Annotated in this window: 12 protein-coding genes; 7 read left to right on the forward strand and 5 right to left on the reverse strand. The window is 36.9% G+C overall.

The window, feature by feature from the left end:
* Positions 1-159 precede the first annotated feature (159 nt).
* From F8162_RS15200 to F8162_RS15210, 3 genes are all read left to right on the forward strand, one after another.
* Positions 160-2,175, forward strand: a complete 2,016-nt coding sequence (locus tag F8162_RS15200) for an ATP-binding protein (protein ID WP_151633941.1) — start codon at positions 160-162, stop codon at positions 2,173-2,175.
* A gap of 385 nt (positions 2,176-2,560) precedes the next feature.
* Positions 2,561-3,079, forward strand: coding sequence for a DUF1456 family protein (locus F8162_RS15205; RefSeq protein WP_151633942.1), 519 nt, complete (start codon positions 2,561-2,563; stop codon positions 3,077-3,079).
* 94 nt (positions 3,080-3,173) lie between these two features.
* Positions 3,174-3,881, forward strand: coding sequence for a M48 family metallopeptidase (locus F8162_RS15210; protein WP_151633943.1), 708 nt, complete (start codon positions 3,174-3,176; stop codon positions 3,879-3,881).
* Between the two features lie 162 nt (positions 3,882-4,043).
* Here the strand turns inward: F8162_RS15210 and F8162_RS15215 are convergent, their stop codons facing one another.
* Positions 4,044-4,739, reverse strand: a complete 696-nt coding sequence (locus tag F8162_RS15215; RefSeq protein WP_151633944.1) for a GNAT family N-acetyltransferase — start codon at positions 4,737-4,739, stop codon at positions 4,044-4,046.
* 14 nt (positions 4,740-4,753) lie between these two features.
* Entirely contained in the window at positions 4,754-5,863 is a 1,110-nt protein-coding gene (locus tag F8162_RS15220; RefSeq protein WP_151633945.1) for a mandelate racemase/muconate lactonizing enzyme family protein, read from the reverse strand.
* Positions 5,864-5,955: 92 nt separating this feature from the next.
* Here F8162_RS15220 and F8162_RS15225 point away from each other — a divergent pair, with 92 nt between their 5' ends.
* The gene (locus F8162_RS15225; RefSeq protein WP_151633947.1) at positions 5,956-7,227 is read left to right on the forward strand and encodes a transcriptional regulator; all 1,272 of its coding nucleotides are present in this window, start codon (positions 5,956-5,958) and stop codon (positions 7,225-7,227) included.
* On the opposite strand, the gene nhaC is transcribed toward F8162_RS15225, so the two are convergent.
* Positions 7,216-8,637 carry a Na+/H+ antiporter NhaC gene (gene nhaC, locus F8162_RS15230; protein WP_151633949.1) on the reverse strand — a complete coding sequence of 474 codons (1,422 nt, stop codon included), beginning with the start codon at positions 8,635-8,637 and terminating at the stop codon, positions 7,216-7,218. The genes F8162_RS15225 and nhaC overlap by 12 nt on opposite strands.
* A gap of 278 nt (positions 8,638-8,915) precedes the next feature.
* On the opposite strand from nhaC, the gene F8162_RS15235 reads away from it, so the two are divergent.
* The 3 genes from F8162_RS15235 (at position 8,916) to F8162_RS15245 (ending at position 11,604) form a co-directional block, all read left to right on the forward strand.
* A complete protein-coding gene (locus F8162_RS15235) occupies positions 8,916-10,031 on the forward strand; it encodes a M20 peptidase aminoacylase family protein (RefSeq protein ID WP_151633951.1) in 1,116 nt (371 codons plus the stop codon).
* A 214-nt stretch (positions 10,032-10,245) separates the two neighbouring features.
* Positions 10,246-10,854 carry an SAM-dependent methyltransferase gene (locus tag F8162_RS15240; RefSeq protein WP_151633953.1) on the forward strand — a complete coding sequence of 203 codons (609 nt, stop codon included), beginning with the start codon at positions 10,246-10,248 and terminating at the stop codon, positions 10,852-10,854.
* A 3-nt stretch (positions 10,855-10,857) separates the two neighbouring features.
* Entirely contained in the window at positions 10,858-11,604 is a 747-nt protein-coding gene (locus F8162_RS15245; RefSeq protein ID WP_151633955.1) for a hypothetical protein, read from the forward strand.
* A 40-nt stretch (positions 11,605-11,644) separates the two neighbouring features.
* Here F8162_RS15245 and ahpF read toward each other — a convergent pair whose 3' ends face one another.
* Positions 11,645-13,171 carry an alkyl hydroperoxide reductase subunit F gene (gene ahpF / locus F8162_RS15250; RefSeq protein WP_151633957.1) on the reverse strand — a complete coding sequence of 509 codons (1,527 nt, stop codon included), beginning with the start codon at positions 13,169-13,171 and terminating at the stop codon, positions 11,645-11,647.
* A 14-nt stretch (positions 13,172-13,185) separates the two neighbouring features.
* Positions 13,186-13,749 (reverse strand): alkyl hydroperoxide reductase subunit C, encoded by a 564-nt coding sequence (ahpC, locus tag F8162_RS15255; RefSeq protein WP_097840583.1) that lies wholly within the window; start codon positions 13,747-13,749, stop codon positions 13,186-13,188.
* Positions 13,750-13,760: the final 11 nt, after the last annotated feature.

Raw genomic sequence — 13,760 nt, forward strand, 5'->3', positions numbered from 1 at the left:
TTCATTTTAATTAAGGTAAACCGTATCATAAGTAAGTGAGGTATTCTATGTAAAGAAGGGTAAGAAAAGAATACAGGAGAAAAGTGAAAATGGTTGGTCTTGATTTTCAATGATAGTATCATGTTTATTTTATTATGCCTATAATTGGAGGCCATGTGAATGTTAAGTGATCAGGCGAGATATTCTAGGCTCGCGAATATAACAAAAATAATAAATACAAAATTAGAACTACGTGAAGTGTTACAGCGTGTAACAATAGCGATATCAGAGGAGATTGTTAAGTGCAACGCTGTTGGAATTTATTTGCCTCAGGAAGATGGAACATTTAGAGGGTTTGCAGGAAAACCAGAGACTATAAATGGCGTAACGCTCGATACGCAGGTAATTGATCCTGAAATAGACTTACTGGCAAAAGAAGTTATTGAAACAAAAAAAACTATTTATATTCCTGATACCTCAAAGGATCACCGGCCAGATCCGAGACCAGTTGCTGCGTTCAAAATTAAATCCTTATTAGCTTTGCCCATCTCATTTGAGCAAGAGTTATTTGGTTTGGTTTTTTTATTTGATTATGGAGTTCCAATGAACTTAACAGATTCAGAAATTCAAAGTGTTGAAGCTTATGTAAATATGGCTGCGGTCGCAATTCAAAACGCAAATAATTTAACACAAAAGGAAAACCTTATTGCCGAGAAGCAGCTGTTACTAAATGCTACCCGTGATTTATCAATGTGTTCCTCGGTACAGGAGAGTTTTGATAAATGTTTTTTTTACTTAGGACAGATTTTAGATAGTAAAAACATGGCTGCCCACCTTTTAGACCCGCTAGACAAAACAATGATTAAAACAACGAAGTTAAGCAAGGATTGTGATTGGACAGAAACGGATTGGATGGAGAAAAGCTATGAATCCAAGATCCAAGAGGTTATTCAAACAAAAAATATAGATAGTAAGGGTCTACTGATGATTCCATTGGTTTCAATGGGAGAAGTATTAGGGGTGATTGTTGTTGGTAAAGAGGGAGAAGCTCACAATTACGATAATTCCCAAATGCAACTGGCAAAATCTATCGTTGATGCCACAGCTCCTACGTTTTCAAACTTGTTATATATGGGTCAACTTGAAAGCATGGTGGAAGAACGAACGAGAGAACTAGCTGTTGCTAATGAAAAAATTACAAGTGTGATTGAAAGTATTACAGATGGATTCTTTACTTTGAATAATACATGGGAATTTACGTACGTAAATAAGCATCAATATTTTCCGCAAAGAAAAACAGCAAAAGATGTATTAGGTAAGAATATATGGGAGGTTTTCCCGAATAGCGTCGAAGAAGTTATGTATAAGGAACTTCATCGTGCAATGTCAGAGCGAACTACAGTTTATTTCGAGTTTTTTTCTACCGCTGATGAATATTGGCACGAAGTTATTGCATACCCGTATGATGATGGTATTTGTTGTATTTTTAAAAACATAACGGAAAAAAAGCAATATGAGCAGGAATTGAAAAGGTTAGCCAACATAGATTTAATAGGGCAAATGGCAGCAGGTATTAGCCATGAGATTAGAAATCCAATGACAACAGTACGAGGATTTTTGCAGTTATTAAAAGAAGAGCCCACCTATGAGAAACATAATAAGTACTTTAATTTAATGATTGAAGAACTGGATCGTGCCAATTCTATTATTACTGAATTTCTCTCAATGGGTAATACAAGGAAATCAGATTTGCAGATGTTAGATTTAAATTCAATTATCCACGATATTACCCCTTTAATAAAGATTGATACGTATAATCAAAATAAATATATTCAAATCGATACAAATGACATTCCGGAATTACTTTTAAATCGTAATGAGATACGGCAATTATTAATAAACCTATATCGTAATGGCTTAGAAGCGATGAGCACAGAAAAATTTCTAACCATTAGCACCTACAAGGAAGGTCAAAATTGTGTGGTGCTTGCAGTACAAGATCAAGGAAAAGGTATCAGGCCAGAAGTATTAGAGAAACTGGGTACGCCATTTTTCACGACTAAAGATAATGGAACTGGATTGGGATTAGGGATATGTTATGCCATTGCTGCCCGTCATAATGCAAAAATAGAAATTCAAACGGGATCCGAAGGCACTACCTTTTTTGTTAAATTTAATTATGAAAATAATGAATAATAACCTCATACCAGTTACGGTGAACCGTTCCATAAATATTTATGTTTAAGTTGCATAAAAAGAAATGGACAAACCTATATCAGGTTCGTCCATTTTTTAAATGTGATAATTAATAGTGAATTATTCCAGAGGTTTCGTTCATCATCTTTATAACCAATCAGATAATTCAATATTGGTTTCCTTTCATAGTAACTCTAGTATTATTATAATTCACTTGGTTTAAAGTGCCCAAACAACATATGTTGCTGTTTTAAAATTCCCCCACAAGCATTAATCCACCTAAGACTACAAAACATGCCCTTAAAATGTTAAAGTAGTAACTTAACGACATTCATTTACACATGCTAAAAGCATTACGATAATCAACATTTCAGGAGGCAAAACAATGGCAATGAGCAACAACGATATATTAAAAAGAGTAAGATACGCTTTAGATATAAGAGATATAGATATGGTAGAAATCTTTAAACTTGGCGGAATGGAAGTAACGAAAGAAGACGTAGTTGATATGCTTACAAAAATAAAGAGAGCGCCTCAGCATGAAGCTGAAAATGATGAGGTAGCTGAAGATGAGTACGTATTAACATGCGATATGATGATGTTAGAAGTATTTTTCAATGGATTTATTACTTTAAAAAGAGGGAAGCAAGATCCGAAACCAGGACAACCGGCACCTGTACAAAGCAAAGAGAGTGCTAACAACCTTCTTCTAAAGAAAATGAAAATCGCACTATCATTAACGAGTGAGGATGTACTTGATATATTAGATAGCGTAGGCGTTACGGTGACTAAGGGAGAACTAGGCGCTCTGTTAAGAAAAAAAGGCCATAAAAATTATAAAGAGTGCGGCGATAGATACGCAAGGAATTTCATTAAGGGATTAGGTGTAAAGTATAGAGGGTAATGGGTCCGTTAAAGCGGTAAATGATATAATAGGTAGAGTAGGGCGTTCGTGTCCTATTCTTTTTTATTTGTAAAATAATACACTAGGTGATGAAATGGTACATACATATTTAGGTGAAACGATTAATTTTCATATAACTTATAAAAAGAAAAAGTCGGTGCGTCTTTTTGTAGATTCGTACGGAAATGTGGAAGTGCAGGCTCCAAAGGGAACACCTGTTGAATACTTAGTCCAGTTGCTAGAGGAGAAATGGGATTGGATTCAGAAAACACGTAAGGAAATGCAAGAGCGAGAGCTTGGACCACAGGAAAAGGATTATGATCAAGGAGAGGGCTTTCTGTATTTAGGAAATACGTATCCGATACAAATCTCCCAAGATGCAAGTATTACGCAAGACAATGCAGTGTTTGAAGGGAATAAGCTACATATTTATGTGAAAGAGCTTAAGGATGAGAAAATACAACAAGCGTTAAAACGATTTTACTATAAGCAGTGTAAGTCATTAGTAGAGAAGAGTATTAAAGTGTATCAAAGTAACTTCAAAACAAAACCTCGTTCTATTCGTATTACAGATAGTAGTCGTACGTGGGGAACTTGCGATTCAAATTTACAGCTAACATTCAATTGGAAACTAGCGATGGCACCACAGCGAGTAATTGATTATGTAGTTGTCCATGAAATGTGTCATATGGTTCATTTAAATCATGATCGCTCTTTTTGGCGTCTTGTCGGGAAGATAATGCCTGATTATAAGGAAATGGAGAATTGGTTAGCGTTATCTAGTTGGAAGATGACGGTTTAGTGGTGCGCCGATATATCTCGAAAATCGCTAATATATTTGGAATTGCGCCGATATATCTCAAAAATCGTTGATATAATTGGAATTGCAATTGCAATCGATATATCCAATGAAGAAAAGTAAAAGGAGATGTCACAGCAGACATCTCCTTTTTTGGCGTAGCAATTATCGTCCAAATTTCACAACAAAATCTTCGTCTACTTTCTCCATTTCATACCCACGATAACCGTCCGAAAGTAAAGCTTGCTGTCCAACAGCATCATTTATCGGAACGCTCTTAACATCCGTCCAATCTCTTTCCTTGTCCTCGCGTAATTCCTTCACAAAAATATACCGCATACTCCCACCATATTTCTCTTTCAATGCAGCAATCTCCATTCCTTGCGCAAATTTATCCTTCAAACTTGGAATGTTAAAAGGGGCAACGGTGCAGCAAACATAGTCGTATTTGCTATCTTCTTTTTGTAATTCATCCATAATAACTGTAGCTAATATTTTTTGCATCCCATTTCCTCGGCTGTTCGGGTGAACATTTGAGATTTCTTGATAGATGACGCGATGTAGTTCGCTTTCTAGTATGCCAATATCAAGCCCTAAATGTTCTTCGTCGATAGGAGGGACGAGTAGGGCACGAAATGCGATGAGTTCGTTTTCGATAAAAGCACCAATCATCATGCCGTTTCCTTCTAGAATGTATTGAAATTCTTCTAAAGAGAGTGGTTGTAAGCGACTTTTATCTTCTAGCGCTTCAACTACAACGTTTTGTAGTGATAAGATTTGCTCGATGTTCTCTAGTGATAGTAATGTAACGTGAAATGTCTCGTTATTTTGTTTTAATGGTCCTTTGTATAGAACTGTCATGTGTTAGTCCTCCTTTAGCGTACAACGTCTTGAAAGACGGTTAGTTCTTGTAATGTATCTTCATTTATTTCAATGCCGAGTCCTGGCTTTTCGTTTAAGCGAATAAATGGTACGTCGTAATGTAAGTTTCCGATGTCTTTCGTGAACTTTAATGGACCTGTAAGTTCAACGCTCGTAATGATTTTTTTCGAAAAAGCAACATGGAATCCTGCGGAAGAGGCAACAGATGATTCGACCATGGATCCAACTTGGCATTCAATGCCTGCCATTTCTGCTTGATGAGCGAGTTTTACAGCGGGATATATGCCGCCGCATTTCATTAGTTTTATGTTCACTTTATCAGCCGCGTCTAATTTAATGATTTGGCGCATTTCACGAGAACCTTTTAATCCTTCATCAATCATAAGCGGAAGGTCTGTTTTAGAACGAATGTGAGCCATTGCGTCAATATCGTCTGCGACAACAGGCTGTTCAATCCAGTCGATGTTTACATGACCTAATGAACGAAGTGCCGTTAATGTGTTTGCGCTATTTTTCCAACCTTGGTTTACATCAACGCGAATAGCGATATCATTTCCTACACGTTCACGTACCGCTTCAATTCGTTTTACATCTTCTATTACATTTGTACCGACTTTCATTTTGAAAGATTGGTAACCTTTTTGAATCATGGAAGCAGCTTCTTCAGCCATGTCTTCTGGGGCTGCGATACTTAAGACGTGAGTGACAGGGAAGTCTTTATGGTAGCGTCCGCCAATTAATTGATATACAGGTTGATTTAGTTTTTTGCCCATTATATCAAAACAAGCAATATCAATCGCGGCCTTCGCAGTAGGCACACCGTAAATTGTATTGTCCATCATATCGTGTATTTTCTCGATATTCATTGGATTTTGCCCAATAAGAGCAGGAGCAAGTGTATGTTTTAAAGTATGAAAAGTACTTTCCCATGATTCGCCTGTAACGTGATCATCAGCAACGCCTTCTCCGTAACCGATCATGCCTTCATCTGTTTCCATTTTGACGATAATAGAAGGCATATCAGAATAAGAACCATAACTAATAACAAACGGATTGCGAAGTGGTAAACGAATTGCGTAAAGATGAATAGCTGTAATTTTCATTGGGTAGAGACCCCTTCCTGTTTACAATAGTTTTGTACATTTGATATAGTTGACGTTAAATAGTCGTTAATTAATGATAAGGAGTTAGAGAAATGATGATAAAAATTGCAGTTGTCGGTTCAAAAGAGTTTATGGAGACACTTTTACCTGTTGCTCATAAACTAGAAGAAATAGAGATTGATCCATATATTTACCTTCATCCGGCAGAATCTTCTGAACTATTGAAGCGTTTAAAGCCTTGTGATTTCATCTTTTTCTCAGGTGCTTTACCTTATTATATGGCAAAAGAAATAAGAGAACAATTACGAATTCCGAGTACGTACTTGCAACAAGACGAGACAACTGTCGCATCTTCCATTCTTTCTGTCATGTATCACCGAGGAATTCAACCACATAAAATTTCAATTGATTTAGTAGACCGCTCATTCATTACAAATGTGTTCCATGATATTGGTATAAAAGAAAATCCACAAGTGTTAGATTATGAAAATATGCTGTGGAGTAAAGAAGAAATAAATAGAGTTACGGATTTTCATATAGCTAAATATCAATCAGGAGAAGCTCATTTAGCTTTAACTAGTATTCATGCTGTCTATGATGAACTTCAAAAAATAGGTATTCCTTCAGAGCGTATGATAGATCCGAAGCAATCGATTATACATGGGTTAAAAGATGCAAAAATAAAAGCTGAGTTAGCCAAAAGCCATTCAGCTACTGTCGGTGCTTGTATGATTACTTCTTTAGAATTACGAGAAGGTTTGCTTGAGCAATTAGATGTCATTTCAAAAGAACTACGTGGTTCATTTAAAAAAGTTGATGAAATGACGTTCATTTTGTATACGACTCGTGGTGATATTGAATCGACTATAAAAACAAATATGATAAATCATTTATTTGCGAGTATAGAAGGTGCGATAGCTATTGGATTTGGTTACGGAAAAACTGTGAAGGAAGCGGAGCAAAATGCTAAAATCGCTCAAAGTTTCGCGAAGAATAATCCAATAGACCACTGCTTTTATATACTAACAAGTGATAAAGAACTATTTGGTCCGTTCCCGAAAGAACAGAGAGTACAAAGTTTGAAGAATGACAACCCAGAACTCATGAAAATAGCGAAAGAAACGAAACTTAGTCCAGCAAATTTATCAAAAATTATTCAATTTAGTCAATCACATTCTTCATTGAAGTTTACTGCAGCAGATCTTTCTGCATACTTACAAGTGACTCGCCGATCAACAGAAAGGTTATTAAAGAAACTAGTTGATTATGGATATGCTCATATTTGCGGCGAGGAAATGCCTTATCAACAAGGACGCCCTCGCGCAATATATGAACTGAATTTACCGTTATCTTTAAGCTTCTAATTGAGCTTTTTGTTTTTTTAGTAGTTCTGCTTTTTCAATATCAGATAGTTTTGTAATTGTGAGACCAGTTATACCATAAATGATCGAGATAATAGGTACGATGAAATTCAATATAGCATAGGGAGCATATTCGAATGCGCCAACTCCAAGTGTTGCGAGTATAAATACACCACATGTATTCCAAGGTACGAACACAGAAGTTAATGTTCCGCCATCTTCTAATGCTCTGGATAAATTTTTAGAATGTAGTCCCTTTTCTGTGTATGCATTTGCGTACATTCTTGAAGGAACAACAATCGAAATATATTGTTCAGAGCAAGTAAGATTGGTTGCAAAGCAAGATGCGATAGTAGAAGCGATAAGCCCTTTTGCTGATGTCGCTAATTTTAAAATTTGATTTACAATGGAGCGAAGAATACCAGTATGTTCTAGTACTCCGCCAAAAGTCATAGCGACAATTGTCATAGAAACAGTATTCATCATCGAATCTAAGCCACCGCGGTTAAATAGTTCGTCTACTAGCTTGTTTCCAGTATCTATGACAAATCCAGCTTGGAGTGCACCGACAGAGGCTGAGACAGAACCACCTTGAATAAAGACTTGTGATAAAAATCCTAAAATAATACCTACAAGAATAGCTGGTATAGCAGGGACTTTTTTAGCGACCAATACCATAACGACTACAGGTATGATTAATAGGAAAGGCGAGATAACAAAGTTTTGTTGCAATACTTGTAACGTTTGATCGATACTTTTTGCATCAATATTGTTAGCGCCGAAGCTTCTTCCTAAGAGTGCATAGACGATAAGAGTAATAATTAAACCTGGAATCGTAGTAAATAACATATGACGAATATGCGCGAATAAATCTGTATTTGTTAATCCTGCGGCCAAGTTTGTTGTGTCTGAAAGCGGTGACATTTTATCGCCGAAATAAGAACCGGAAATGATAGCACCGGCAACCATCGGAGCTGGGATTCCCATACTTAGGCCAATACCCATTCCTGCAACACCAATTGTTCCCATTGTAGACCAAGAGCTACCGATCGCTAATGCAACAATAGAACAAATAATTGTAATTGAAACTAAAAATAGTGATGGAGTTAAAAGATTCAAACCGTAATAAATCATTGTTGCGACGATTCCGCCGCCAATCCAAGCACCGATCGTTAAACCTACTAGAATAATGATAACGATAGCGGGTAATGCGAGGCGAATTCCTTTATACATTGCTTCTTCAATATCGTGCCATTTGTAACCGTAACGCCAAGCGACGATAGAAGCAACGGTTGTACCGATAATAAGTGGGACGTGAGGGCTTTGTTTTAATACAACAATTGTAACCATCATAACTGCAACTGTAATGATAATAGGGATTATTGCTACGCCAAAAGGTATTTCTTTTTTCATAAACTGCCTCCTCATTATGTATGTTTTTCTATTTTTAGAATTGTCGCAAAATAGACGCTATTAAGTTATAATAACTAAAAAGTTATATAAGCGTCAATAAAAAACAGAAAATAACGAATGTTCTATCGTTATAAAATGAGTAGGAATAAGTTGTCGATTACATTTGAAAATAAACAATTGACTTTTTTCTTAAAATTCAATATGTTCATAAAAACATCTGTTTTTCATAAGTATAATTAACCTGAATGGTTTTGGAATTTGGGAAGGAGAATGTTGCTTTGAAAACATTAGAACTACAAGAGCGTTTAACTGAAATTTTTCAGCATTTACATGAAAACCCTGAAGTGAGTTGGAAAGAGTATGAAACGACAGCGTATATTACTAACTTTTTAAAAGAAGAAGGAATTTCATATAAAATATTTGATGATTGTCCAGGCGTGATTGCGGAAATCGGAAGCGGAAATCCAGTTGTTGCAATTCGTGCCGATATGGATGCACTATGGCAAGAAGTAGACGGAGAATTTAAAGCGAATCATTCATGTGGTCACGATGCTCATATGACAATTGTGATGGGGCTTATTTTACAATTGAAAAATATGAGATGGGATAGTGGAACGGTTAGATTTATTTTTCAGCCGGCAGAAGAAAAGGGAAATGGCTCTTTAAAGATGGTAGAGAAGGGTGCTGTGGATGATGCTGACTTCTTGTTTGGTGTTCATTTAAGACCAATTGAAGAACTGCCTTTGAAACAAGCAGCCCCATCTATTCGTCACGGAGCAGCAGGATTTTTAGAAGGAACGATTCATGGAGATGATGCACATGGGGCACGCCCGCATCAAGGGATAAATGCAATTGATGTCATTTCTATGATCAATATCGGTTTGAAAAATATATGGCTATCGCCGCAAAGTTCATATTCAGTGAAGATGACAAGGTGCCAAGCTGGTGGAGATAATTTAAATATTATTCCGGGGAACGGCCATTTTAGCTTAGATGTTAGGGCAGAGAGTAATACATTATTAGAAGAACTAAAGAAAAAAATAGAACATGTAATAGAATCAGCCGCATCGATGGCATCTGAAACTTCATACAAATGGATTGATCTCGCACCAGGAGCTGAAGTTTCAGAAGAAGCTGAGCGCTTTATGCGAAAAGGCATTCTTGAAGTATACGGGGAAGAGGGGTGCACTGGACCGCTGTATACGACAGGAAGCGATGATTTCCATTACTACACAGTGAAGAGACCACATTTAAAAGCTGTCATGCTTGGACTAGGGGCTAACCTACAACCTGGATTACACCATCCGTATATGAAGTTCGATCATAGTTGTATTATGGATGGGGTAGAAATATTGAAACAAACTGTATTGAAAGTGTTAGAAGACAGGGGCTAGAGAGCTCCTGTTTTTTTATGGTGAATTGTCGGTAAATCGATATTCTTTTTCGAAACGTCGATATATTGAAACAAACGTTGAAATATTTGAAATTACGATAGATATATTCAGAAAATCGTTTATATAATTTCACGTACCAGTTAACTTGATGAAAAATGAGTCTCCTGTACATGGTGTATAATAATAAGTACCATTTCTTAATAGGAGAAAATCAATGAACGAACAATATTATGATGCAGTTTTAAACATAAAAACAGTCGGTGAGCAAAAAGGGTTTAACAAGTCTATGCATTATCACCGTTATGAACCGACGCCGTATAGCGGATTAGATGAGCTATTGAATCAATATGAAATAAGAAGTAGCGACCGGGTTGTAGACTTTGGATGCGGAAAAGGACGATTAAATTTTTACATGCACCATAAGTGTGGTGCTTCAGCGGTTGGAATTGAAATGAATGAAGAGTTTTATAAAGACGCGTTGGATAATCTTGATCGTTATGCGCGAAAGGTAAGAAACAGCAAAGATAAAATTGGGTTTGAATGCTGTTTAGCGCAGGAATATGAAATTGATCCACGTGATAACCGGTTTTATTTCTTCAATCCATTTTCTGTACAAGTGTTTATGAACGTAGTAAATAATATTTTACTTTCGGTAGAAGAGAGGGAGAGAGAAGTGGATATTATTTTATATTATCCTTCTGAAGATTATATTTTCTTCTTGGAGAATCAGACTGCGTTTGAGCTGAAGAGAGAAGTAAGGTTGCCTGGGGCTTATGAGAAGAATGGGAATGAGAGATTTTTAGTATATAGATTGGAGTGTTAATGTATGGGGGCTTGGGGAGTAGCAATATTATCAGACGATATTGCTGAAGATATTAAGTTACTGTATAAGGATTTGTTAGCAAATGAATATTCAAATGAGGACGCAAGTAGGATTGTAATTGAGGAATACAAGAATGAATTAGATGATGAAGAGATTATTGTTTTTTGGTTAGTATTTTCTTCCATACAATGGAAGTTAGGGAGACTTCAAGAGAATGTTAAGCAGGAGGCATTGCAAATAATAGAGAGTGGTGCAGATTTAGCCAGCTGGGAAGAAGAACCTAAATTACAGAAGAAACGTGAAGTAGTTTTAAATAAACTAAGAGAACAGTTACATTCTCCGCAGCCAGAAGCTAAAAAAGTGCCGAAGAGATTTATAGCTAATACTTCTTTAAAAGCAGGTGATGCTGTTAGTTATGAATTAGTATCAGGGAGTTATATTATTCTTAAAGTCATTGAGATTATTGAGGAATGGCACGGAGATCGGTATCCTCTATTTGAAATATGTGACTGGGAAGGAAGAGAAGTTCCTTCAAAGGAACAAATTAACCAATTCGGTTTAAAGAAAAGGATTTATGAAGGTGGAAAGCAAGAAATGATGAAACTTGCTATTTATCCTTCAGGAAAAAGAGATAATCCAACTAAGAGAATGCAAGTAGTAGCAGAAAATGTAAAAGTAGTATTGAATATAGGAACACCTTATACAGTAATGAGTGGGAAGGAACTTGATAACTATTTACATGAAATATAATAAAAAAGACGCGCTACCTATTGGTAGCGCGTCTTTTTTATTAGTTACGGATTAAGTAATCAAATGCACCTAAAGCTGCGTTTGCACCTGACCCCATAGAGATGATGATTTGTTTGTACGGATTATTTGTACAGTCACCTGCAGCAAACACTCCTGGTACGTTTGTAGCGCCGTGCTTGTCTGTTACGATTTCACCGCGAGCGCGTTCAACTGTTTCGCCTAACCAATCTGTGTTTGGAACAAGACCGATTTGTACGAATACACCTTGTAATTCAACGTGATGAACTTCTTCAGTTTCACGATCGATGTAAGAAATACCGTTTACTTTATCAGTACCAGTGATTTCTTTCGTTTGAACGTTTTTCAGAACAGTTACGTTTGGTAAGCTGTTAAGACGCTCTTGTAATACGGCATCAGCTTTTAATTCTGGCATAAATTCAAGAACAGTTACGTGCTTAACAATACCTGCTAAGTCGATAGCCGCTTCAATACCAGAGTTACCTCCGCCGATAACTGCTACGTCTTTTCCAATGAATAATGGACCGTCACAGTGTGGGCAGTATGCGACACCTTTATTTTTGAACTCAGCTTCACCTGGTACGCCAACGTTACGCCAGCGAGCACCTGTTGAAACGATTACGCTCTTACTTTTCAGAATAGCGCCGTTTTCAAGTTCCACTTCAATAAGTTCTTTTTTCTCTAAACGTTTTGCACGTTGTAGATTCATTACATCGATGTCGTATTCTTTTACGTGCTCTTCAAGACTTGCTACTAGCTTAGGACCTTCAGTACGTTTTACGCTGATGAAGTTCTCAATACCCATAGTATCCATTACTTGACCACCGAAGCGCTCAGCAACGATACCAGTACGGATGCCTTTACGTGCTGCATAAATCGCTGCACTTGCACCAGCAGGGCCGCCACCAACAACAAGAACATCGTATGGATCTTTATCAGAAAGCTCTGATGCATCTGGACCGTTACCCATTTTAGCTAAAATTTCTTCAAGTGTCATACGACCGCTTCCGAAAGATTCGCCGTTTAGGAAAACTGTTGGTACTGCCATGATGTCTTTGCTTTCTACTTCCTCTTTGAATGCAGCGCCATCAATCATAGTATGTGTAATACCAGAGTTTAGAACGCTCATTACGTTAAGAGCTTGTACAACATCAGGACAGTTATGACAACTTAGGCTGATATAAGATTCAAAATGATATTCGCCTTGAATGTTTTTAATTTGATCGATTAATTTTTGTTCAACTTTTGGAGCGCGTCCACTTACTTGTAGTAAAGCTAACACTAATGAAGTAAATTCGTGTCCTAATGGAATACCAGCGAATACAACACCAGTGTCTTCACCAGGGCGATTTACGCTAAAGCTTGGTGTTCTCTCTAATTCAACTTTTTCTACTGTAATCTTAGATGACATAGTAGCTAATTCGTCTACTAGAGCTAACATATCTTTAGATACGTCGTTGTCTCCAGCGCTTACTTTAAGTAAAATATCGTTCTCCATTAACTGAAGGTATTGGGATAATTGTGTTTTTATATCTGCATCTAGTATCATTTTGATCGAACTCCTTAGATTTTGCCTACAAGGTCAAGGCTTGGTTTAAGTGTTGCAGAACCCTCTTGCCATTTAGCTGGGCAAACTTCACCTGGATTGTTACGTACGTATTGAGCTGCTTTAATTTTGTTAACAAGAATGCTTGCGTCACGGCCGATACCGTCAGCATTGATTTCCATAGATTGGATAACGCCGTCTGGATCGATGATGAATGTACCACGAGCAGCAAGACCTTCTTCTTCCATTAAAACGTTGAAGTTTGTAGTGATTGTGCGAGTTGGGTCACCAATCATAATGTATTCGATTTTGCCGATAGTTTCTGAGCTATCATGCCATGCTTTGTGAGTGAAGTGAGTGTCTGTAGATACAGAGTATACTTCAACGCCTAACTCTTTAAGAGCTGCGTATTGGTTTTGTAAGTCTTCAAGTTCAGTTGGACAAACGAATGTGAAGTCAGCTGGGTAGAAACAAACTACACTCCATTTTCCTTTTAAACTTTCGTCAGTAACTTGGATAAATTCTCCATTATGGTAAGCATTAGCTTTAAACGGTTTTACTTCTGTGCCGATTAATAACATATTAAAATTCC

Origin of the sequence: Bacillus sp. CH140a_4T, assembly GCF_008923725.1 — a bacterium.
Taxonomy (GTDB): Bacteria; Bacillota; Bacilli; order Bacillales; family Bacillaceae_G; genus Bacillus_A.